The sequence below is a fragment of the Rheinheimera pleomorphica genome (assembly GCF_011634895.1).
In the GTDB taxonomy this organism is placed as follows: Bacteria; Pseudomonadota; Gammaproteobacteria; order Enterobacterales; family Alteromonadaceae; genus Alishewanella; species Alishewanella pleomorphica.
The window spans coordinates 78,379-101,230 of record NZ_SIRR01000025.1 but is presented as its reverse complement, the minus strand read 5'-3'; the positions used below and the strand labels follow the sequence as shown (position 1 = coordinate 101,230).

At 50.7% G+C, this 22,852-nt stretch carries 16 protein-coding genes; 11 read left to right on the top strand and 5 right to left on the bottom strand.

The window, feature by feature from the left end; genetic code table 11:
* Positions 1–89: 89 nt before the first annotated feature.
* Together EYB30_RS15450 and EYB30_RS15445 are read left to right on the top strand one after the other, a co-directional pair.
* On the top strand, positions 90–848 hold the full coding sequence (locus tag EYB30_RS15450; RefSeq protein ID WP_166839844.1) for a Nif3-like dinuclear metal center hexameric protein: 759 nt from the start codon (positions 90–92) through the stop codon (positions 846–848).
* On the top strand, positions 845–1,612 hold the full coding sequence (locus EYB30_RS15445) for a methyltransferase domain-containing protein (RefSeq protein WP_166839842.1): 768 nt from the start codon (positions 845–847) through the stop codon (positions 1,610–1,612). Before EYB30_RS15450 ends, EYB30_RS15445 begins: the two co-directional genes overlap by 4 nt.
* Here EYB30_RS15445 and tamB read toward each other — a convergent pair.
* Both tamB and tamA read right to left on the bottom strand, forming a co-directional pair.
* The gene (gene tamB, locus EYB30_RS15440) at positions 1,609–5,382 is read right to left on the bottom strand and encodes an autotransporter assembly complex protein TamB (protein WP_166839840.1); all 3,774 of its coding nucleotides are present in this window, start codon (positions 5,380–5,382) and stop codon (positions 1,609–1,611) included. The genes EYB30_RS15445 and tamB overlap by 4 nt on opposite strands.
* The gene (gene tamA, locus EYB30_RS15435) at positions 5,379–7,103 is read right to left on the bottom strand and encodes an autotransporter assembly complex protein TamA (RefSeq protein WP_166839838.1); all 1,725 of its coding nucleotides are present in this window, start codon (positions 7,101–7,103) and stop codon (positions 5,379–5,381) included. The genes tamB and tamA overlap by 4 nt, the downstream gene beginning before the upstream one ends.
* A gap of 208 nt (positions 7,104–7,311) precedes the next feature.
* Between tamA and EYB30_RS15430 the strand changes: the two genes are divergently transcribed.
* The gene (locus tag EYB30_RS15430; protein WP_166839836.1) at positions 7,312–8,430 is read left to right on the top strand and encodes a beta-ketoacyl-ACP synthase III; all 1,119 of its coding nucleotides are present in this window, start codon (positions 7,312–7,314) and stop codon (positions 8,428–8,430) included.
* Positions 8,431–8,476: 46 nt separating this feature from the next.
* On the opposite strand, the gene EYB30_RS15425 is transcribed toward EYB30_RS15430, so the two are convergent.
* On the bottom strand, positions 8,477–8,785 hold the full coding sequence (locus EYB30_RS15425; protein WP_166839834.1) for an isoamylase early set domain-containing protein: 309 nt from the start codon (positions 8,783–8,785) through the stop codon (positions 8,477–8,479).
* 462 nt (positions 8,786–9,247) lie between these two features.
* On the opposite strand from EYB30_RS15425, the gene EYB30_RS15420 reads away from it, so the two are divergent.
* Positions 9,248–10,468 (top strand): efflux RND transporter periplasmic adaptor subunit, encoded by a 1,221-nt coding sequence (locus tag EYB30_RS15420; RefSeq protein WP_166839832.1) that lies wholly within the window; start codon positions 9,248–9,250, stop codon positions 10,466–10,468.
* Between the two features lie 4 nt (positions 10,469–10,472).
* Entirely contained in the window at positions 10,473–13,982 is a 3,510-nt protein-coding gene (locus tag EYB30_RS15415; RefSeq protein WP_166839830.1) for an efflux RND transporter permease subunit, read from the top strand.
* Positions 13,983–14,041: 59 nt separating this feature from the next.
* Here the strand turns inward: EYB30_RS15415 and asnB are convergent, their stop codons facing one another.
* Positions 14,042–15,706, bottom strand: a complete 1,665-nt coding sequence (asnB, locus tag EYB30_RS15410) for an asparagine synthase B (RefSeq protein WP_166839828.1) — start codon at positions 15,704–15,706, stop codon at positions 14,042–14,044.
* Between the two features lie 179 nt (positions 15,707–15,885).
* On the opposite strand from asnB, the gene EYB30_RS15405 reads away from it, so the two are divergent.
* Positions 15,886–16,716 (top strand): DUF3025 domain-containing protein, encoded by an 831-nt coding sequence (locus tag EYB30_RS15405; protein ID WP_166839826.1) that lies wholly within the window; start codon positions 15,886–15,888, stop codon positions 16,714–16,716.
* Between the two features lie 36 nt (positions 16,717–16,752).
* Here EYB30_RS15405 and EYB30_RS15400 read toward each other — a convergent pair whose 3' ends face one another.
* Positions 16,753–17,181: an Lrp/AsnC family transcriptional regulator gene (locus EYB30_RS15400; protein ID WP_166839824.1), complete on the bottom strand. Its 429-nt coding sequence runs from the start codon at positions 17,179–17,181 to the stop codon at positions 16,753–16,755.
* 163 nt (positions 17,182–17,344) lie between these two features.
* Here EYB30_RS15400 and EYB30_RS15395 point away from each other — a divergent pair, with 163 nt between their 5' ends.
* The 5 genes from EYB30_RS15395 (at position 17,345) to EYB30_RS15375 (ending at position 22,843) form a co-directional block, all read left to right on the top strand.
* The gene (locus tag EYB30_RS15395) at positions 17,345–18,550 is read left to right on the top strand and encodes an aspartate aminotransferase family protein (protein ID WP_166839823.1); all 1,206 of its coding nucleotides are present in this window, start codon (positions 17,345–17,347) and stop codon (positions 18,548–18,550) included.
* A gap of 3 nt (positions 18,551–18,553) precedes the next feature.
* Positions 18,554–19,582, top strand: coding sequence for an arginine N-succinyltransferase (gene astA, locus EYB30_RS15390; protein ID WP_166839821.1), 1,029 nt, complete (start codon positions 18,554–18,556; stop codon positions 19,580–19,582).
* A gap of 42 nt (positions 19,583–19,624) precedes the next feature.
* The gene (locus EYB30_RS15385; RefSeq protein WP_166839819.1) at positions 19,625–20,428 is read left to right on the top strand and encodes a DUF1338 domain-containing protein; all 804 of its coding nucleotides are present in this window, start codon (positions 19,625–19,627) and stop codon (positions 20,426–20,428) included.
* 130 nt (positions 20,429–20,558) lie between these two features.
* Positions 20,559–21,323, top strand: a complete 765-nt coding sequence (locus EYB30_RS15380) for a substrate-binding periplasmic protein (protein WP_166839817.1) — start codon at positions 20,559–20,561, stop codon at positions 21,321–21,323.
* Between the two features lie 80 nt (positions 21,324–21,403).
* On the top strand, positions 21,404–22,843 hold the full coding sequence (locus EYB30_RS15375) for an FG-GAP repeat domain-containing protein (protein ID WP_166839815.1): 1,440 nt from the start codon (positions 21,404–21,406) through the stop codon (positions 22,841–22,843).
* The last annotated feature ends 9 nt before the right edge of the window (positions 22,844–22,852 follow it).

Sequence of the window (22,852 nt, the reverse complement as noted above, 5' to 3'; positions counted from 1 at the left end):
TACATTTGACAGCACTAACACAAATATGCCGGATTTTTAGCGTGGTTACAGTACAATATGGTGATTAGCAACAACAGAAGCTGGTACCGATGATCCTAAGAGAGCAGTTAGTTCAATTTTTAAACCAGGAGCTGCAAAGCGACAAAATCCGTGATTATTGTCCTAATGGCTTGCAGGTAGAAGGCAAAGCGCAGATCACAAAACTGGTCACCGGGGTAACAGCCAGCCAGGCGCTGCTTGACGCTGCAGTTAAGGCCGGGGCTGATGCCATAGTGGTGCATCATGGTTACTTCTGGAAAGGCGAGGCTGCAGAGGTTACCGGCATGAAAAAACGGCGGCTGCAAACTCTGCTTAAACACGACTTGAATTTGCTGGCATACCATTTACCACTTGATGTACACCCGACGCTTGGCAATAACGCCCAGCTGGGTGCTTTACTGCGGGCAGAAAATATCAGTGCTGTTAGCCAGGTTGAACCTTTAGGTGTACTAATGCAGGGAGCGCTGGCGGAGCCGACACCGGTGCAACGGATTGCCAGCCGCCTGGAGCAAACGCTGGGCCGGCAAGTTTTGCTGCACCAGGCCGGTGATACCGCAGTGACTAAATTGGCCTGGTGTACCGGTGGCGGTCAGGGCTATATCGAGCAGGCAGCGGCGGCCGGGGCGCAATTGTTTATCAGCGGTGAGGTGTCTGAGCAGACCATTCATGTCTCGCGTGAGCTGGGCATACATTTTATTGCCGCCGGCCACCATGCAACTGAGCGGTATGGCATAAAAGCACTGGGTGAGTTTATCGCCCGGCAGCTGACGCTGGATGTCGAATTTATTGATATTGATAATCCGGCATGACAGCGAAAACGGATCGCAGTTTTGATGGCATTGCGGCAAAGTTTGCCCGTAATATTTACAGCAGCACTAAAGGCGAGCTGCGTCAGGCGGTGTTGCTACGTGATTTGCTGGAATTAACAGTGTTACAGCAACCGTGTCAGGTGCTGGATGTTGGTGCCGGGCAGGGGCAACTGGCACTGGCACTGGCTGAGCGCGGCCACAATGTACATCTGACGGATATCTCTGCTGAAATGCTGCAAATAGCACAGCAACAGGCGGCGCAGCGCGGCCTTAGCACCGTTAGCGTTGAACAAAACAGCCTGGCAGAGTTGGCAACGTCGCCGCAACGGCAATATCCGCTGGTGTTGTGCCATGCCATGCTGGAGTGGCTGGCGCAGCCTGAACTGGCACTGGCGCAATTAAAGCAGTTGGTGACACCTGGTGGCGTGTTATCCTTGATGTTTTACAATAAAGATGCCAAGCGCTTTGCCAATATGGTGTTTGGTAATTTTGACTATGTTGCGGCCGATTTACAGGTTAAAAAGAAGGTCAGTTTAAACCCACAGCATCCACTGCAACCGGCCGAGGTATTGCAATGGTGTCAGCAGACGGGCTTTACCTTGCTGGCTAAAACCGGCGTGCGGTGTTTTCATGACTACTTGCGTGATCGCAGCTTGCAGCAAAGCCACTTTGCTCAGTTGTTGGCACTGGAGCTACAATACAACCGCACGGAGCCTTACGCATCGTTGGGGCGTTACCAGCATTTACTGCTGCAAGCACCTTAATCAAACTCAAATTTATATAGCAGGTCAACCGCGTTATCCAGCCCGGATACCGCTTCCAGATACAAGCGGCGCATTAGCCGGTAGCGCAACGTAAACTCGCCCACGGCATTAAAAATGCCGTAGCCATATTTTAGCTGTAAATCGCGCGACAAATAGCCACTGACGGTTACCTGGGCGTTATCACCGGCACCGGCGGTATCCAGCGTTAAATCGCGTAAACCAAAGGCTTCACCAATTTCTCCAACCACCTTGCTGCTGGACGATAACGTCATGCCTATCAGGCTGGTGGTGACGGCATTGCCGGCATTACCTGAGCCACTGTCCAGATCGCGGCCCATCAGTAAATACGCCAGCGCACTGGCCTGGGCTTTCGCCGGCTCGGAAAATACCACTACGCTGGGCTCATCCGCCGGGCCACTAACCCTGATGCCGGCAATCACATCATCTTCCATATTATCGGGGTTACGAATGGCTTCAACATTCAGGTATGGCTGATCGGCCGGGCCGTTAAAATTCATTTTGCCTTTACGGATCAGTAAGTCCTGGCCGTAGGCGCGAAAGGTGCCATCGACCAGATTAACATCACCATTTACCTTCAGTGGCTGCTCAGCTTGCTGGCGTACCCGCAGGTTGCCACTAAGGCGGGTTTTCAGACCAAAAGCAGACAAGCGTACGCGGTTGCCTAGTATCACATTGATATCGCTTTGCAGTGCCAGGGTCTGCTTTTGTGCCGCTGGCAGCGGTTGTAGCTGGCCGTCTAGCAGCACAAGATCATCTGATAATTCAACAGCACTGTCTGGCAGACTGTCAATATTGATGTTGGCGGCGGGGACATGCACCGAGCCGGTAATACGGGTCTGCTGTGGATTGGCGGTTAACAGCAAATCGGGCGCTATGTCGAATCTGGCCTGCGGTATTTGCAGGCGCAGCGCATCACCTTTAATACTTAACTGTGCCTGCCAGTCGGTTAATTGCTGCCAATCCGCCTGGCCTGCCAGCCTGATATCGCCTTTGGGTGTGGTGATCAGTCCGGTGAGGCTGGCGGTCTGGCCGCTAAGGAGTAAGTCGATATCGGCGTTGTCGATATCGGCGTTGTCGATATCGGCCGGTGCCAGTTTGCCTTTCAGCCTGGTGCCTTGCAGTCGGGTTGAACCATGCAGCAAGGGGTGCTGTAAAGTACCGCTTAGACGCAAATCGCTGGTCAATATACCGCTAAGCTCGCTAAATTCACCCAGTAATGGCTGTAAAAAGTCGATAGCAAACTGTTGCAGTGATATCTCACCACTAATAGGTTTGTGTGCATGGTCTAGTCTGGCAATATCCATATTGACCGCCAGGGTCGCATCCGGTGCAAAATTGAACTGAACCACGTTGCTCAGCCGGTGATTCGCCAGCTCGCTTTGCAGGCTAAAGGATTGCCAGGGTAGCGTTAGCGTACTTTGCCGCTGTTGCGTTATCGCGCCGGCGCCACCGGTGATGCTCAAGCTTGCTGTTGCTGGGTGATCCTGTTGCCAGTTCAGTAGCAGTGCTGCATCTATAGCGCCACTGAGGTTGATGTTATCGGCCGGCAGCAACGGGGTTAAGCTGGCCAACGCCAGTTGCGTCAGCGTCAGGTCGATACTGACATGGCTGGCACTGACTGTCAGTGGTGCCTTGGCGCATAAAGCACTGGCCTGTTGTTGCCAGCAGTGTTGACCAATAGTCAGGCGCTGCTGGGCGAGCTGGTAGTTTAGGGATGCCGGTGCGCTCAGCTGCCACAGGCCCGGCAGGCTATTGATGCTGGCCTGGCTTATTGATGCCTGCCAACGGGTGTCGCTCAGGCTACCGTCTAACAGCATACTGGCCTGATGTCCATTAGCCTCGGCCTGCAGGCTAAATTGATGCTGTTGTTCACTGCCACTTAGCCGCGCGCTTAGTTGTGTTAGCTGTTGCTGCTGATAGCGGCCATCGCTGGCGGAAAGTTCAAGCGCACTGTGCCAGTGTTGCTGTGCATCGCGCTGTATTTCGCCATCAAGGCTAAGCTGCTGTAAATGCAGCCCGGCAAAATGCAGCGCTGTGCCCTGAATGTTGCCCTTAATGACGGGCTGTGAGGCCTTGCCGCTGATGTTGAACTGGCCGTTGAGTTGCCCTTCAGCCTGCGCTATCGATTGCGCTAAATCGGCTATTTCCAGTTGCAATGCCAGTTGCCAGTGTTGTTGTAAACTGCCGCTTAGTTGCAGGCGGTTTTCGGCGTGGCTTAACGTCAAGCCGCTGCTGCTAAACTGATAATCGCCTGTGCCGCTTGCATCCGCCAGCAGCAGGTCGCCGGTTAGTTGCAGGGCGTAGCGTCGAAGTTTGCCGTTGATGTCCAGTTGTTCTATCGCCGACTGCCATTGTCCGTTAGTCTTCAGCTGGCCGATGTGGCGGAAACTACCGCTGAGTTCGCCGGGGTAATCAGGCCAGAACAGTCCGGGCTGAATTGCAGCCAACTGAACCTGACCCTGCCAGCTCAGACCTTGTTGCCAGTCCAGCGTCACTGGGCTGTTAATCTGGCCGTTCAGGGTGTTCAGCTGCAGCGTGTCAAAGGTTACGCCGTTCAGACTGGCCTTACCACTGAAATTAATCGCTGCTTCGGGTGCATCAGATGACGTGATGTGCAGTTTACCGTCAACCTGAGTGTGTTGCAGGTTACCGTATAATGTCAGTTCACTGTCGGTCAGATGAAAGGCAGCGTGCCCGGCGTCAGTCGCTGCAGGCCAGCGCAACTGGTTGCTGTTGAACCGGAGCTGGTGCGGCAGTAATGGATCTAATAAGTCAGCGCTGAGTTGCAGTTCAGCGGCAATAACGCCGTTGGCAGTAGCGTCGATACGCAGGGCTGCAAACGAACCTTCGGCATGCAGTTGCAGGCGCTGTCCGGCCAGCTGCCCCTGGCTTAATTGCAGCCGGGCCTGCGCTGTTAAAGGATAGTGCCCGTTGGTGCTGATTTGGGCGCTGCTGTGCAAGCTGCCAAGTTTATGTGTCAGCTCAAGCTGGCTAAGGTTAATATCTGCACCTTGCCATTGCAGGCTTAACAGTAGTTGCGACAGTTGATAGTGATTATCTTGCTGGCGCATTGTGAAGTCTTCCAACATAAACTGTTGAATAGACAAGCTTAATGGCAGGCTAAAATCGTTAAGTTGCGGTGCGTTATAACGCCAGGGGGCCGGCTCACTGTCGGCGGGTACGGCCAGTGTCAGGTTGACATGTCGCCATACAGCTTGGCTTAATTGTATTTTGTTACCCCAGGCTTCAATGCGGGTGCTAAAGTGTCGCCAGCTTAGCTGCTGGCCTGCGCTGGTCAGCGCTGCATTATCCAGCGTCAGCCGGCGGACATTAACCGGCATAGGTAACCATAGTGTTGGCATGGCTGTCGTTTCGGGCGCCGGACTTTGCGTGGTGCTGTTAAGCACCAGATCCAAACCTTGTAAGTGCAGATTGTCAACACAGAGCGCCAGCCTTAGCAGACATCGGTTATCAATAGCCAAACTTAGCTGCTCAACAACAGCGCTGCTGCCTTCTTGTTGCCAGCGCAGATGATGCAAGGTATTGCCGCCCAGCAGAGTGCCACTGCTGCTTTGAATAGTTAAACCAGGAACAAAGTGCTCGCCCAGCCATAATGTAAGTTTGAGGCCCGGTGGGGTATACAGCAGTGCCGCCAGCATCACGCTTAGTAACAGCGCCGGTATCAGTAATGTCCAGTTCAGCCACCTCAGGCTATGTTTTGCCAGGCGTTTACTGCGTTGCCAGTTCATAGTTCAGGCCCCAGCGAAAAATGAAGTTGAAAGCCGCTACCCGGTCTGTCCAGGCCAAAAGCAAAATCAAGCCGGATGGGGCCCACCGGCGAGGCCCAGCGCACGCCCAGACCGGCACCTTGCACCCAATCTGGTGTATCATCCCAGGCGCTGCCGTAGTCAGTAAAAGCCGCCAGCCACCAGTTGCCGCTTAGGCGGTATTGATATTCAACTGAGCCTGTCAGCATATAACGGCCACCGGTCAGCTCGCCTTCGGCATTTTGTGGTGACACAGTCTCATAGCCATAGCCACGGATACTGTTGTCGCCGCCAGCAAAAAAGCGCAGCGAAGGCGGTAACTTACGTAAGGTCTCCATTAAAATGGCACCGCCATCGAGCCGGGTGACAAAGCGATGGTTATCACCGGCGCTACCAATCCAGCCGGCGCGGCCACGCAGGCGGATAAAGCTGGCATCTGAGCCCCAAGCCTCGTCCGACACTTCCACGCGCAGTGCCAGCCGGTTTGCCGAGTAAGGCATCGCACCGCCTGCTTGCACCGTACGGTTATAACTGATACCGGGCATAATCAGGCTGATATTATCGCGCTGATCTGCCTGTACAAAGTCTTCATACAACCAGCGCAACGACGCCGTGCGATACCACTCATTATTCAGCAACCAGTAACGCTCTAACACCAGGTTAGACTCACGGCTGGCGGTGTCCTCACTGTCGCGATTACGAAAGCCCAGTTGAACCTGATAGTAATCGGTTGATGCGCTTTGCAGCGGCAGCTTATAGGCTGCTTCGACGCTTTGTTCTATGTCAGAGATGGCCAGATCACTGCGCAGGCTATGGCCAGCTTTATTCAGCCAGGGTTTTTGCCAATTCAGTTTCAGACGGGCTTTAACATCGGTAGAGTAGCCAATACCGGTTTCAATAATATTGCGCCGCTCTGGTTGCAGTGAAACATTAATTGGCAAGTGATGTTGTTGTATATTGTCGGTATCACCTTCAACCAGAATAGACGAAAACCAGCCGGTTGTTGCCAGCGTCTGGTTTAGTTCGCCCAGCTTGCTGGCTAAATAGTCGTCGCCGCCGCTAAAGGGGAGTAGGGCATGTAATCGGCGTTGTTCAATCTGGCTATCGCTAAAGCTGACGGCGCCGAATTTGTAGCGGGTACCGCTATCAAAATGTAAATGGATAAAAGCCTGATTCAGCTCGGCAGCAACTTCCAACCGGGTTTGGCTAAAGCGGGCATCAAAATAGCCTTTGCGCAGTGCCAGATTGCGCAGTGCACTTTTAAAGCCATCATACTGCCCGTGGTGCAGTACTGCGTTCTCTTTCGGGGCTTGCTGGGCTATCAACTTTAAAAAGTCGGCATCTGAGCGGGCATCGCCGAGCAATTGTATATCGCTGGTTTTAATACGTACCGGCTCGCCGGCATTAACATGCAGAGTAATATTCAGCTTGTCGCCGGGCTGGGTAGTAAAGCGGATTTCGCTATGATAATAGCCCAGGGCCTGCAGCGCTTTTTGCGCTTCCTGTGCCAGCTCAGTCTGCAACCTGATCCCCGCAGTGGCATCGTCTTCAGTAAAGCGTTGCAGATAAATGGCGACGTTACGCGCCAGAGCGCCGTCAATACCTTCTATTTGCAGTTTGACTTGCGACTGTGCGCCAGCATAACAGCTAAGTAGTAACATGGTTAGCAGTGTAACCTGGCTGAGTAACCCGGATGTTGGCATCAGTGATGTTGTGTCCAAAAGCGAATGAAGAAAACAGCAGCTAAGCCGTATTATGGCCCAGACGCAGGGACACTGTACACCGCTTAGCATAAATCGGTGCTGAATAATCTTGCGGTGACAGCAGTGTTTTATCTCTGAGGACAAGATCAGTTATACTGACGGCACTTTTAAGGCGGTAGCAAAACCGCCACCGGACAAGGCTATTAAAATGAAAGATGTTGTTATCAGTGGCTCGGGCCTGTTTACACCAGAGCAAATTATTACCAATGAAGAGCTAGTGGCCAGTTACAACCAGTATGTCGACCAGTTTAATACGGAACATGCCGCCGCAATTGGCCGGGGCGAGTTGGCTGCACTTGAGCATTCCAGCTGTGAGTTTATTGAAAAAGCCTCAGGCATTAAAGCCCGGCATGTGTTGTACAAAGAGGGCATTTTAGACCCTGCCATTATGCGGCCGGTGTTTACCCGCCGTACTGAAGAGCAATTGCCCGAGATGGTGGAAATGGCGTTGTCGGCGGCCCGTGAGGCCATGCTGCAAGCGAATAAAACCGCGGCAGATATTGATTTAATTATTTGTGCAGCATCGAATATGCAGAGGCCTTATCCGGCCTTAGCTATCGAATTACAACAGCAACTCGGCGCGGCTGGCTATGCTTTTGATATGAATGTTGCCTGCTCTTCTGCGACCTTTGCTATTAGCAATGCGGTTAACGCCATTCGTGGCGGCACAGCGAAGGTCGTGCTGGTGGTCAACCCGGAATTTGCCTCACCGCAGGTTAATTATCGCAGCCGCGACAGCCATTTTATTTTTGGTGATGTTTGTACCGCGACGATTATTGAAGCCAGTGACAGCTGCACCAGCAGCAATGCCTGGCAAATTAAAGGCATGCGCCTGAAAACCGAGTTTTCTAATAATATCCGCTGTGACGTCGGTTACACCGAACATTGTTTACCCGCAGACCCATTGGTACCCTTCTTCAAACAACAAGGGCGCAAAGTATTTAAAGAGCTATTGCCAATAGTGGCCGATGTTATTCTGGCCGAGATGGCCGCACAGCAGGTAACACCAGAGCAACTGAAGCGTTTGTGGTTACATCAGGCCAATATCAATATGAATATCTTTGCGGCGAAGAAAATACTTGGCCGTGATCCGCTACCTGAAGAAGCGCCTCTGGTACTGGATACCTATGCCAATACGGCATCAGCAGGCTCAATTATTGCGTTTCATAAATATAAACAGGGGCTGCAGGCTGGTGATCATGCTATTTTATGCTCCTTTGGTGCCGGCTATTCTGTGGGATGCTTAGTGCTACAAAAGCATGGATAGCCCTTAGCGGATAAACAAAGGGCAGCGCATGCTGCCCTTTGTATTTTTACAGGCGCACCACTGAGTTATGATCATATGACACTGGTGATGGCTGATAACTGTCAGCCGCTTCGTCATTAAGCCAGGTGCCGCCGTTTACCAGATAACGGAACTGGTATTCCTTGTTTTTTTCCAGATTTAACGTGATGGTAAAATCGCCGCTTTTGCTTTTTTTCATTGGTAACGCCGTTGGGTCCCAATCATTAAATTCACCCAGCAATGCCGCTTGTTCCATTTGCGCCAGGCGGGCGGCGGGCAGGGTAAAGGTAACTTTGCACAGCGGTTTTGTCTTCAAATACTGTTTATTAATACTCATAGTGTTTCCCTCAATACAATGATTAAACCTAAGTTCGTCTTACGCGCTTGTCTGCTCAGCTTGCGGTAGTTTTATGATGTAATGATGAACAACCCGCTTAATAAATTACCTTAAAAAAATTACTGCTGCGGTGCAAATAACCATTTCTCAGGTTGATATAACAAAAAAATCAACTCATGGTTTGATACGGCGTTACAGTCAGTTGTAACAAGATATTACATTGTTTGCTGCTAAGCGGCAGTCAACTTAGCGCAGTGTTAAGTATTAGGTTGTACTAAAGTATGGCGCGAGCCGGTAAATACGCAGGGTTAGCCTGTGACCAGATAGTAGCTGACGTTGTATACGACATTGAAGTTGTACCAGACTTTAGCTACACAGATACAAAGCGTAACATTCATCAGGTTACTTTCGTTTCATGGCGCTTTAGTATAACGCCAGTAAAACAGCATTGTGGAAATCAACATGGCAGCAAAAATTATAAAAATTCTGGTTCCGGTCGGTGTCGTCGTGGTCGCGGTGGTGCTAGCCGGTGGTCTAATGAGCATGCGTAAACCACCAGAGAAAAAAGATGAACAACGCCCCGCGGTTCTTATTACGGCTGAGCCGGTGCAGACTCAGGACTTAATTTACCGTATTCAGTCGCAAGGCACGGTTAAGCCTAAACTGGAGACCAATTTAAGTTCAGAGGTGAATGGCCGCATCGTAGAAGTTGCTGCAAATTTTGTTGAAGGCGGTTTTTTTAATGCCGGTGACTTATTGATCCGTGTCGAGCCAGCCGATTATCAAACCAATGTTAAGGCTGCTGAGGCCAGCCTGGCCAATGCACAAGCGGCACTGGAAGAAGAAAAAGCCCGCGGCCGGGTGGCCGAAGAAGAATGGCGTTCTTTTACCGACGGCAAAGCCCCTGAGTTAGGGTTACGCCGGCCACAGTTGGCAGGGGCACTGGCGAATGTGCGCTCAGCAGAGGCAGAACTGGAGCGTGCCAAGCGTGATTTAGCCCGCACCGAAATTCGTGCGCCTTTTGCCGGTCTGGTAAAAAGCCGCAATGTCAATTTAGGCCAGTTTATCAGCCGTGGCGCCAGCGTTGGCATGATTTACGGCACCGATATCGCCGAAGTTCGTTTGCCCATTACCGATAATGATGCCGCTTTTGTACAATTGCCGGACTTTGGCTCGGATCAGATTAAACCTGAAGTGATCTTAACGGCGGTCGTCGGTGGTGACATTAAACAATGGCCGGCAAAGCTGGTACGTACCGAAGGCGTGCTGGATGAGCGTAGCCGGGTTATTTATGCGGTAGCCCAGGTGAAGGACCCTTATCAGCGTAACAACAATGCAGCGACGCCTCTGCGGTTTGGCCGCTTTGTGCAGGCTGAAATTCTTGGCGATGCCACTACAGATGTGGTGGTTGTGCCGCGGCATCTGTTGTTGGCGCAGCAACAAGTGCTGGTGGTCGATAAAGATAATCAGCTGCAGTTTCGTCCGGTAACGCTGGAGCGTGCTGATGATCGCTTCGCTTATGTCCGCAGTGGTTTTATCGACGGAGATCGCCTGGCGACATCCGCCATTGCCAACCCGCTGGCGGGCACAGTAGTGCGTATTGCCAGCGAGCAGGAAGCCGAGCAAGTAGCAGAACAGCCATCTGGTGCAGCACCAGTGCTTGCTTCTCAGGTAAAGGAGTAAGCTTATGGATACCAACAAGGGCTTAATCGCCTGGTTTGCCCGTAACAGTGTGGCTGCCAACTTATTGATGGCCATTATTCTGGTAGCCGGTGTTTTTTCGCTGTTTACCATTAAAAAACAAATATTTCCGGAAATTGTACTGGAGCAGGTCAATATCCGGGTGCCGTACTTAGGTGCTGCACCGCAGGAAGTAGAAAGCGGTGTAATTGAAAAGATTGAAGAGAGTTTGCGTGGCGTTAATGGTATTAAGCGCATCCGCTCGACGGCGGTAGAAGGGTTGGCAACGGTACGTGCCGAGATTGCCAATAACTATGATGTGCAGGAGGTGATGGATGAAATTAAAACGCAGGTGTCGGCCATTTCATCCCTGCCGGAGCAAACCGAAAAGCCGGTAGTCTACCGGGTACGGTTTCAAAGCAACGTGATGTGGTTATCGCTGTATGGCGATGCCAGTGAGCATACATTAAAAGAGCTGTCTAAAGATGTACGTGATGAGCTGAAAAAGCTGCCAGGCATCAGTAAAGTTGATGTGGTGGGTGCGCGTGATTATGAAATCGCTATTGAATTATCTGAGCTGAAGCTTAAAGAATATGGCCTGACGTTCGAGCAGGTGGTTAACGCCATTCGCGGCAGCTCGGTAGATTTGCCCGGCGGCTCAATAAAATCAGACAGCGGCAATATTCTGCTGCGTACTAAGGGCCAGGCCTACTACGCGCAGGACTTTGAAGACATTGTGCTGTTAACCTTTGACGATGGCACCCGGCTGGCGCTGAAAGACATTGCAACGATAAATGATGGCTTTATTGAACGCGAAGATTTATCAACTTTTGACGGCAAGAACTCGGTGTCTATCCGGGTGGATGCGGTGGGCGATGACAACACGCTGAAAATTGCTGAGCAGGTAAAGGCTTATGTTGAACGCAAGCAAAAAGACCTGCCATCATCAGTGTCTATTTCATACTGGGGCGATGCCAGCTACTACCTGCAGGGCCGGCTGGACTTAATGAGCAACAACCTGCTGATGGGCGCTTTCTTGGTACTGTTGGCATTGACCTTGTTTTTAGAATTCCGCATCGCGTTTTGGGTGATGGTCGGCATACCGGTGTGTTTCCTTGGCGCTATGGCGATGTTGCCGCTGCCACTGTTTAATGTATCCATCAATATGATCAGCCTGTTTGGCTTTATTCTGGTGCTGGGGATAGTGGTGGATGACGCCATTATAATCGGCGAGAGTGCCTACAGCGAAATTGAAAAACGCGGTAAATCAGCGGAAGCCGTTATTGCCGGCGCCAAAAAAGTTGCAATGCCAGCTACCTTTGGTGTGTTGACGACGATTGCCGCCTTTGTGCCTATGTTAATGGTCGGCGGCGCTCAGGCGCCTATCTGGGGCTCTATTGCCTGGGTGGTGGTGCTGTGCCTGATTTTCTCATTGGTAGAGTCGAAAATGATCCTGCCGGCGCACATTGTCAATATGGACACCAAGCCGTGGGATCCAAACCGCAAGGGACTATTTTACAGTGCCGGCCGTGGTTGCAGTAATGGCTTAAAAGCGGTCAGAGTGGCCGTGGCCAATGCTATGCAGCGTTTTGTTACCAAGCGCTATCAACCCTTTGTTGAACGCTGTATTGAGTATCGCTATACCACTATGGCGGTGTTTTTTGCCATGTTAATTCTGATGTTTGGTGTGCTGGGAGGCGGTTTGGTGCGTTGGGTGTTTTTCCCGAATATTCCCAGCGACTTTATTAACGCCAACCTTAGCATGCAGGAAGGCGCCTCTAACCAGGCCACGGTAAATGCACTGCGCGAGGCTGAGCAGGCATTGATGCGCGCTAATGCCAAACTGAACGCCGAATTTGATGAAGATATCGTCAAACACCGCTTAATGTTTTTGCAAAGCGATACAGCCGGTCAGTTAGTGGTTGAGCTGGAAAAAAGCGAAGGCCGTGAAATTGATGGCTTTGAAATTGCAAATCGCTGGCGCGAGGAAATGCCGGAAATTCCAGGCTTAAAAGCCTTTAAAATTAACGCCTCGACCGGTGGTGGTGGCGGTGCCGACATTGCATTGCAGCTGCGCGGCACCAATCTGGATAACCTGAAACTGGCGACCGAAGAGCTGAAAACCCGGTTGGCAGAATATGCCGGTATTTATGATATTGAGGATAATCTGCTCGGTGGCAATGACGAGATAGTGTTGCAGTTAACGCCAGAGGCACATCTGCTTGGCTTAACACTGGCCGACGTGGCACGCCAGGTGCGTTATGGCTTCTACGGTGCCGAGGCGCAGCGGGTACAACGTGACGGTGAAGAAGTGAAAGTGATGGTGCGTTACCCGCGTAATGAGCGCAGCTCCATTGGTAGTCTGGAGAATATGCGTATCCGCACGGCTGATGGTGGCGAGATCCCCTTTGCCCAGGTTGCCAGCTATACCTTACAGCCCAGCTTTAGTGCGATTAACCGGGTTAATGGCGAACGCGCGGTAACCATTACCGCTTCTGCGGATAAAGCGACGGTTGAACCGGGTAAAGTGGTTGGCGATATGCGCAAAACGGTGATCCCGGAGATAACCGCCAAATACGATGGTGTGACCGGTGAGCTGGACGGTGCCAGTCAGGATGAGCTGGATGCACAGGTCGATTTGATGAAAGCCGGCGTTTTTGCGCTGTTTTGTATCTACGCCCTGATGGCGATACCGCTGAAATCCTACAGTCAGCCGTTAATCATAATGAGCGTGATCCCCTTTGGTCTGGTGGGTGCGGTAATAGGCCATATGGTACTGGGTTTGAGTATGAGCATTATGTCGATATTCGGCTTAGTGGCACTGGCCGGTGTGGTGGTGAATGACTCGCTGGTAATGGTTGACTTTGTCAACCGGGCACGACAGGAGGGCTTGTCTGTACGACAGGCCGTATCGCAAGCCGGTGCACAGCGTTTCAGAGCAATTTTACTGACTTCACTGACCACCTTTGTTGGTTTAGCGCCGATAGTGCTGGAGCGCAGTTTGCAAGCGAAGATCGTAGTACCGATGGCGGTGTCACTGGCGTTTGGTATTTTGTTTGCCACTATTATCACTCTGATATTAATACCGGCGCTGTATGTGATACTCGAGGATGTTAAAGATAAGTTTCCTAAAGCTATACGTTATTATTTAGGTACTTTTACCAAGGCTTATCAGTTCAAAGGTCGAGCATTAAGGCGTGAGTATTGGTCATTTTGGGTAATCCACTTGTTTTTTGCTTCACTGATTATCGGTATCGTTGATGCAGTTTTCTTTATTGTCTTAGGTGATCTCTATCCCAAGCAAATTTTAAGTATTGCTTATGGTTTATTTAGCCTTCTACCTATGGTTTCATTAACTGTCAGGCGGTTACACGATATTGGTTACAGTGGGCATTTAGCCTGGATATTGTTAGTTCCTGTAGTCAATTTACTATTTATAATCATTATCGGCTGTATTGAAACTAAGGCCGCTGGCGATAAGTATGGCGAGAACCCTAAGTTTCTTACTTACGCTTGATAGCTAGAAGTTTGAATGTAAAAAGCCACTCAACTGAGTGGCTTTTTTTCTAAAAACGGTTAATAACCTTGGGTATGTACATCGCGTACAGCACGGCCTGATGGGTCGGTCATTTGGGCCATCTTTTCATCCCAGGCCAAGGCCTCAGGTGTTGAGCAGGCGACAGACTTACCACCCGGTACACAGGCAATAGCACCAGCGTGCGGGAAATGCTCTTCAAAGATCACCCGATAGTAATAGGCTTCTTTGCTATCTGGCGTATTCACCGGAAAGCGGAAACTGGCAGTGGCCATTTGCTGATCGGTCACTTCTTTTTCAGCATGGGCTTTTAAGCTGTCAATCCAGCTATAGCCAACACCGTCTGAGAACTGCTCTTTCTGGCGCCATAAAATTTCATCCGGCAACACGCCGTCAAAGGCTTCACGCAAAATATGTTTTTCCATTTTGCCGCCACCGCACATTTTAGCCTGCGGGTTTAAGCGCATCGCCACATCCATAAAGTTCTTATCTAAAAAAGGTACCCTGGCTTCAATACCCCAGGCCGACATCGCTTTATTAGCGCGGTTGCAGTCAAACATATGTAAGCGCGCCAGTTTACGTAAGGTTTCTTCATGAAACTCTTTAGCGTTAGGCGCTTTATGGAAATACAGATAGCCGCCAAACAGCTCGTCTGAGCCTTCGCCGGATAACACCATCTTAATGCCCATGGCTTTAATTTTGCGCGCCATCAGATACATGGGGGTAGAGGCGCGAATGGTGGTAACGTCGTAGGTTTCCAGGAAGTAAATTACATCGCGCAGCGAATCTAAACCTTCCTGCACGGTAAAATGCACAGTGTGGTGCACTGTACCTATGGCATCGGCTACTTTTTGCGCGGCAATCAGATCCGGCGAGCCGGCCAGGCCGACAGCAAAAGAATGCAGCCGCGGCCACCAGGCTTCGCTTTGGTCATCATCTTCAACCCGGCGTTTGGCAAATTGCTGGGCGATAGCCGAAATTAACGACGAGTCCAATCCACCGGACAACAGCACGCCATAAGGCACGTCTGACATCAGATGGCTTTTTACACTGTGCTCCAGTGCGGCTTTAAGCTCAGGTAAGCTGGCCGGGTTGTCTTGTACCGCCTGATAGCGTTGCCAGTCGCGTTGATAGTATTGGCGCAGTTCACCCACTTTGCTGTCAAAGTAGTGTCCTGGTGGAAATTCCTTTATTTGCTTACACACCGGTACCAGCGCTTTTAGCTCTGAGGCGACAAACAACTGGCCGTGTTCATCGTAACCGTAATACAACGGGATAATGCCGATATGATCGCGTGCTATCAGATAGCGGTTTTGCTCGGCGTCATACAAAATAAATGCAAACATGCCCTGTAGCATGTCAATAAAAGCTGCGCCATGCTCCAGGTATAGTGGCAATATTACTTCACAGTCTGAGCGGGTTTTGAATGGGTAGGGGCTACCGAGGCCCTTTTCGAGCTGCTTATGATTGTAGATCTCGCCATTCACTGCCAGAATGTGATTTCGATTATCATTGATCAGAGGTTGGGCACCATTTTCAGTATCTACAATCGCCAGGCGCTCGTGCACTAAAATGGCATTGTCGTTATTCCACACGCCAGACCAGTCTGGCCCGCGATGACGTAATAACTTGGATAACTGTAGCGCCTGCTGGCGCATGGCTTTAACATCAGTTTTGATGTCAAGCACCCCGAATATCGAACACATGATAACCTCTATTAATTAATTTGATAAAACGTAGTTGAACCACATTGTTTGGCAGTATGTACGTCTAAACGCACCCCTTGAATGTGCCATGCCATGGTAAAATTGCAAGTGCTTTTTCACGCTTTTGCCAAGTAATTCCAGTTGAGGACTTTCAGCTGCAGCAACAGAACAGACGACTTATGCAAAAAACTGACGTAAAAACCCGCTTTACGCCTCCAAAAGATTGGAGCACTCACTTATTACGTAGTAACCCAATATTTGCTGATTTATGCCATCATTTTAGTTTTGACCGGCTAGCGCAATGGCCAGACGTAGCCTGGCTTAATCGCATTGCAGCACAAATAACAGTCAGTTTTGTTGACAACGACGCGCTCAGTGCAGATGGCCGTTATTATGAAGAGTATATTTATGCAACCGCTCAGGTGCCGACCCGTAAAGACAACTGGCACGACTTTTTTGGTGCTTTAATTTGGTGTTTGTTTCCGAAGACTAAAGCGCTGTTAAACAAACTGCATATCGCAGAGATCAAGACCCATGGTTCTAAGCAGCGCAGTAAGCTGCGTAATAAACTCACTTTGCTAGATGAGTGCGGTGTGGTGTTATGCCTTGAGCCAGGCGCTGTCGAACATGCGCAGTTGCTGCGCCAACATCAGTGGCAACACAGTTTTGTCACGCAGCGCCCTGACTGGTGGCAGTATATCAGGCCGGTCATTTTTGGCCATGCCATCTATGAAATGGCAACGGCACCTTTTATCGGGTTAACGGCCAAGGCGGTATTTGTTGAAGTACCAAACGGTTTTAGCCAGTGGCCTGTCAGCGAGGTTTATCGCTATCTGGACAGCCTGCTGCTAGCACAAATTAACGGCGGCATACTGTTAGACCAAACGCAGTTAACGCCATTGCCGGTGCTGGGGGTGCCGGGTTGGTATCAGGCGAATAACGACAACGGTTTTTATCACAATACCGACTATTTCCGGCCTAAACCGCTGCCACGCAAAATATCAGGCTAAAAATGCGGGCAGGGTCAGAGCCCTCTGCTCCCATTTTCAGCGCTTAAACTTGGTTTCCAGGATGACTGACGAGTTGGTGCGCTCTACACCGTCTAAATTGCCAATATCGTCCAGAATATGGCTAAGCTGCTCGGTGCTTTGTGCCTGCACGATGGCGATAAGGTCGTACTCGCCGCTAATAGCATATAGTGCCGACACCTGCGGAATTTGCTTTAATTCAACGTTGGTTTTGGCGGTTAACTTTTGCCGCACCTTAATGCTGACATGGGCCGATACCAGGGACGCCAGATAATCTTCACCGTAATCTACCGAGTAACCTTTTATCACGCCGCTTTGTTCTAAACGGGCGATGCGGGTTTGTACCGTAGAGCGCGATAAATCCAGCATCCGGGCTAAATCAGAAATACTGGCCCGGGCATTGTGCTTGAGTACCGCTAACAGCTTTTCATCTTCCCTGCTTATCATTTTGCTAACTCCATTCGTTAAATTGCAATTTTGATTGGTAAAATTGCTGATAATGATACTGCAATATGACATGGCTGACCAATATAATAGGGGCACATTTTAAAGCGCCGCCAAGTATTATTCGAACCAAGGCTGGCTAAACTTACGCAACAGTGAGGTTTTTATGCAGGTAACAAGACGTTTATTCGATGAGGTGATGGTACCTAACTATGCACCGTCAAAAATTATCCCGGTAAAGGGTGAAGGCTCACGGGTGTGGGATCAGGACGGTCGAGAGTTTATCGACTTTGCCGGCGGTATTGCCGTTAACTGCTTAGGCCATTGCCATCCTGCGCTGGTGACGGCATTAAAAGAACAGGCCGACAAGCTGTGGCACTTATCGAACGTGATGACTAACGAGCCCGCGCTGCTGTTGGCTAAAGCCCTGGTTGATGCGACCTTTGCCGAAAAAGTCTATTTTGCCAACTCAGGCGCTGAAGCCAACGAAGCTGCGCTGAAGCTGGCCCGTCGTGTTGCCAAAGACAAATACGGCGAGCATAAAAACCAGATCATTGCTTTTAAACAAGGCTTTCATGGCCGTACTTTCTTTACCGTGACAGTAGGCGGACAGCCAGCCTATTCAGATGGCTTTGGCCCTAAGCCCGAGGCAATCGTGCATGGTGAGTTTAATAACCTCGATAGCGTAAAAGCGCTGATCAACGACAACACCTGCGCTGTGATGGTAGAGCCGGTGCAGGGCGAGGGCGGTGTTATGCCGGCCACGGCGGAGTTTATCAAAGGCGTACGCGAGCTGTGTGATGCACACAATGCGCTACTGATTTTTGATGAAGTACAAACCGGCGTTGGTCGTACCGGCGAGCTGTATGCCTATATGGGCTATGGCGTAACACCGGATATTTTAGCCACAGCCAAAGCGCTGGGCGGCGGCTTCCCGATTGGCGCTATGTTAACCACGACTGAGATTGCCAAGCATTTGGTGGTAGGCACTCATGGTTCGACCTATGGCGGCAACCCGCTGGCCTGTGCGGTGGCGTTAGCAGCACTTAACACGGTAAATACGCCAGCTGTTTTAGCGGGTGTTAAGGCAAAAGCGCAGCTGTTTAAAGACGGCCTGAACAAGATTAACGAGAAATACCATGTATTTAGCGAAGTGCGTGGCCAGGGTTTATTAATTGGCGCCCAGTTAAACAGCGATTACGCCGGCAAGGCGCGTGACGTTATGCTGGCAGCAGCAGATAAGGGCTTAATGGCATTAGTGGCTGGCACCAGTGTCGTGCGTTTTACACCTTCGCTGGTGATCCCGGATGCGGATATCATTGAAGGCTTAGCCCGCTTTGAGCAGGCCGTTGCGCAAGTGGTTAAGGGCTAAATTATGTTAGTGATCCGGCCGATAACGGCAGCGGATTTTGCTGCACTTAAGCAAATTGCCATTGAATCCGGCGCGGGTTTTACCTCGCTGCCGGTTAACGATGCGCGTTTGCAGCAAAAAATTGCCCATGCTGAGCACAGCTTTGCTGCCGAGGTAGATGGCCCGGGCGATCAGGGCTATTTATTTGTGCTGGAAGATACGCAAACGGGTGAAATCGTTGGCACCACCGGCATTGAAGCTGCAGTGGGGTTAAGTACGCCGCTGTATCATTTTCAGCAAAATACCGTCATTCACCACAGCGCTGAGCTTAATGTCTTTAACCAGCTAAAAACGTTGACGCTGTGTAATGACTACACCGGCGCCTCAGAGATTTGTACGCTGTTTTTACGCGAAAGCTACCGGCGTAATCATGCCGGCCGGTTTTTATCCAAGGTGCGGTTTTTGTTTATGGCCGAATACCCTGAGCGTTTTAGCGACCGGGTCATCGCTGAAATGCGCGGCGCGGCGGACAGCGACGGCCAGCCACCGTTTTGGCACTGGCTGCAAAAGCTGTTTTTAACCATCGATTTTCCCACTGCCGATCATTTAATTGGGGTGGGTAAAAAAGCCTTTATTGCCGAGCTGATGCCGCGCCATCCTATTTACGTAGGCTTATTGCCCGAGTGTGCGCAGCAGGTGATTGGCCAGGTGCATCAAAACACCAAGCCAGCGCTTAACATGCTGGAGAACGAAGGCTTCGCCCATCGCGGTTACATCGACTTATTTGATGCCGGCCCAACGGTTGAGGCGCGTTTAAGTCAGATTAAATCCGTGGCGGCCAGCAAAAAAGTACCGGTTAAAATCACTGAGGTGCAAGGCGAGCAAACCCTGGCTGTGGCTAACACGCAGCTGCAGGGCTTTCGTGCCAGCTTTAGTAAAAACGCAAAGTTTGATGCAGATCAGCAGCAACTGCTGCTAAGTAGTGAGTTTGCCGCTACACTGCGCCTGCGCGATGGCGACCTGGCAAGATTTATCGTATTGGACAAGGCCTGAGGGCCAAACAAGTAATAACGTGTAATGTAAAGGCGGATAAAAATGCATACTGATGTAAAAGTGTTGTTTGCCAATTTGTGGCAAGACTATGTAGCCGTAACTCCTTCTGCCAAAAAAGTACACCAGTTACTTGGCAGTTCGCAGCAGGACGACGTGATTAACGATCATATCGCGTTGCGTACTTTTAATCTGGAAAAAGTTGGGCTGGAAAAACTGGCCGCGCACTTTAAAGCATTGGGCTATGAAGAGTGTGGTGAGTACCATTTTGAAGCGAAAAAGCTTTACGCCAAGCACTATGAGCACCCGGATCGCAGCCTGCCAAAGGTGTTTATCTCTGAGCTGCTGTTGGATAAATGCTCCGCTTACCTGCGTGATACCATCACCGCCCTGGTTGAGCAAATTCCGGCCGAGGCGGTAACTGCTGATAACTTCCTGTACAGCGGTACGCACTGGCAGGTAAGCCAGGCGACCTATGAAAAGCTGCTGGCAGAGAGCGAATACGCCGCCTGGGTCGCGGCCTGGGGCTATCGCGCGAATCACTTTACGGTAAGCGTGAACGAGTTACACAGCTTTGATACCTTGCAGCAGGTCAACAGCGCGCTAAAAGACGCCGGCTTCCTGCTGAATACCTCAGGTGGCGAGATTAAAGGCACGCCAGAGGTGTATTTAGAGCAGTCATCAACCCTGGCCGACTTACACCCGGTGCAGTTTAGCGATACGGTAGCGACTATCCCCAGCTGCTTCTACGAGTTTGCCCGCCGTTATCCGCTGGCTAACGGCTTGCTGTACACCGGTTTTGTTGCGGCATCGGCTGATAAAATCTTTGAAAGCACTAACGCCCGTTAAGCCGTTAGTCTAAGCCATTTTAGTATCAGGCCAGCATTTCGCTGGCCTTTTTTATGGCGGCAAATACGGCCTTGCTGGCGGGCACTGGCAGGGCTATAGTGAGGTTAATTGTTAACAAGAGCATTGACTAATGCGGTTAACTGAAACTGCCATCTTGCTACTTATATTGCTGTTTGCAATGCCCGCTGCGGCGCAGCAAAGCGCTTGTCAGCTGAGTGTGCGCGTAGAGTCTGAACAGCAAAGCACCGCTGCCGGTTCCCACAATGCTACTGCGACATCACGGCAATCTTATGCATTACTGGAGGCTTTATTGGCGAAGGCCGGTTGTCAGCTGAAAAGACTGTCACTGCCGGCAGGGCGGGCGGTGAAAATGCTCGAAGATGGCTCAGTCAGTATTATGGTCGGTATGTCCGAAACGCCAGAACGTGCGCAGTTTAGTTATTTTATCGGACCTCACCATATCGAGCGCATGGTCGTGGTTGGTCGGCAAGAACTGCAGCATAGTGTCAACGATGTATTCCAGTTGTTAAGCCGGCCTGGCTTAATCTCGGTAACTGAAGGCGCTTACTATGGTCCACAGTGGCAGCAGCTGCTACAGCAAGATCCGTCGTTAAACCTTCGTTTGTTTTATGCCTCTGGCAACCAGCAAAAACTTGCTATGCTGGCCTCCGACAGAGTAGTGGCGACTTTAGAAGACGAAGCCATTATCGATGAGTTGTTGCTGCATCCTGATTTGGCGCAACGTTATGTAAAGCTGTTTGTGGTGCATGAAAACCCGGTGTACTTTGCCGTTAGCCGTAACGCAGTCAGTAATGAGCTGTATCAGGAATTAGCGGTGCACTGGCAGCAAATGCGACAGAGCGGAGAAGTGGAGCAGATACGGCAAGGTTTTTAGCCAGGCAACTATCGCACTGAACCAAAAGCGTTTATTGTGCGTTAACCCTGTTTAACTATTTTGCATAGGTTAATCCATCAGTGAAAATTATCGTCTGTTGTTTGCTGTTGCTGCTTAGTTCTGCCAGCCTAGCTGCGATTGAGGTGAATAAAATCAGTTTGCCTCATCCACCAAACGGTAGTCTGGTGCATTTATCAGACAATAAACAACTTGCAGTATCCGGTTTTAGTCAGTTTGCCCGCTGGCTCAGCTTGGTGGATTTAACCGATTATACTAGCCGCATGCTGCCGATCCCGGACGATGCACAGTACTTTAACCAGGCAAAGCTGGCCGGTAAAACAGGGCAGACCCTGGTATTTTTAGGGTTAGGTGGTGTCAGCGTATTAAGCGCTGATGGCAGCTATGCGCAGCGTATTATCTCAAGTGAGTCTATCTACCGGGTGCTGGATAAAAACCGCCTGCGTGAAGCTGATTTTGTTGTCGATTTAGGTTCAGGGTTAAGTGACTTTTTGCTGCCCGATTTTCAGCACAGTCATTTATTCCGCCAGCGCCCCGATGGTGGCTTTGTGCATTATGCACTGCAACTACCTGCCCAGGTACGTAGCTGGCGTAGCAGCCCGGATTACACACCAAGACGGCATTTTATTGCAGATGTTAATGCCGATAAGCGGCCTGATCTACTGTTTGTCGCAGACGGTAAGTTTCAGCTGTTTATTCAGCAAGCTGATGGCAGCTTTAACCCTGAGCCTGTCGTTGCAAACTGGCCGGTAGGCTTGTCGACTGAGCAGGAAGCCGATCAGCGCAATGATGCCGGGCGCAGCTATAACGGCCAGAACATTGATACGCTGCGTGATGTTAGCGATATTGACGGCGATGGCATCGTCGATTTAGTGATTAACCGCGAGCAGCTGGCCGATGCGCTGGAGCGCAATAACAGCTTTCGTATTCATTTTGGTCGCATAAGCGAACAGGGGCTGAGCTTTAATCCTGAGCCGGATACTTTTATTACCACCGATACCTCACCGATAGATGTGGTGATAGAGGATTTTAATGCCGATGGTCGCAAGGATTTTTATATTCCCAGCACCCATTTTGGTGTCGGTACTATAATTCGGGTGTTGCTGCGTGGCAGCGCGAACTTAGATATCGATTTTTACTTACTCAATGCGCAGCGACAGTATCCGCAAAAAGCCGATTTTCGCCAACAAGCGACCATCGACGTCAGCATAGGCAACTTGCGCTACGATATGCCGCTGTTTGCACTGGCCGATACACAAGGCAGTGGGCATAAATCGCTGTTCGTGGGAGAAGGCACAGAGCAGCTCAAGGTGTATCAGCATGAAACTAAGCGCCTGTTTAGCCGCCGCGCAGAACGCTTTAAACTAACGTTGCCGCGCGATGCCAGCCGGGTGCAGGTGATGGATGTAAACGCTGATGGTAAAGATGACTTGGTATTGCCGTTTGACAGCCAGGAGGCCGAGCAACAGCGCAATCAACTGCACTTGCTGATCATGCCTTAAGGCTTATGC

Coding starts and splice junctions, on each gene's coding strand:
- EYB30_RS15400 (WP_166839824.1), bottom strand. CDS start 17,181: ATGATAAGCAGGGAAGATGAAAAGCTGTTAGCGGTACTCAAGCACAAT.
- astA (WP_166839821.1), top strand. CDS start 18,554: ATGTTAGTGATCCGGCCGATAACGGCAGCGGATTTTGCTGCACTTAAG.
- EYB30_RS15420 (WP_166839832.1), top strand. CDS start 9,248: ATGGCAGCAAAAATTATAAAAATTCTGGTTCCGGTCGGTGTCGTCGTG.
- EYB30_RS15430 (WP_166839836.1), top strand. CDS start 7,312: ATGAAAGATGTTGTTATCAGTGGCTCGGGCCTGTTTACACCAGAGCAA.
- EYB30_RS15380 (WP_166839817.1), top strand. CDS start 20,559: ATGCGGTTAACTGAAACTGCCATCTTGCTACTTATATTGCTGTTTGCA.
- EYB30_RS15385 (WP_166839819.1), top strand. CDS start 19,625: ATGCATACTGATGTAAAAGTGTTGTTTGCCAATTTGTGGCAAGACTAT.
- EYB30_RS15415 (WP_166839830.1), top strand. CDS start 10,473: ATGGATACCAACAAGGGCTTAATCGCCTGGTTTGCCCGTAACAGTGTG.
- EYB30_RS15395 (WP_166839823.1), top strand. CDS start 17,345: ATGCAGGTAACAAGACGTTTATTCGATGAGGTGATGGTACCTAACTAT.
- asnB (WP_166839828.1), bottom strand. CDS start 15,706: ATGTGTTCGATATTCGGGGTGCTTGACATCAAAACTGATGTTAAAGCC.
- EYB30_RS15405 (WP_166839826.1), top strand. CDS start 15,886: ATGCAAAAAACTGACGTAAAAACCCGCTTTACGCCTCCAAAAGATTGG.
- tamA (WP_166839838.1), bottom strand. CDS start 7,103: ATGCCAACATCCGGGTTACTCAGCCAGGTTACACTGCTAACCATGTTA.
- EYB30_RS15450 (WP_166839844.1), top strand. CDS start 90: ATGATCCTAAGAGAGCAGTTAGTTCAATTTTTAAACCAGGAGCTGCAA.
- tamB (WP_166839840.1), bottom strand. CDS start 5,382: ATGAACTGGCAACGCAGTAAACGCCTGGCAAAACATAGCCTGAGGTGG.
- EYB30_RS15425 (WP_166839834.1), bottom strand. CDS start 8,785: ATGAGTATTAATAAACAGTATTTGAAGACAAAACCGCTGTGCAAAGTT.
- EYB30_RS15445 (WP_166839842.1), top strand. CDS start 845: ATGACAGCGAAAACGGATCGCAGTTTTGATGGCATTGCGGCAAAGTTT.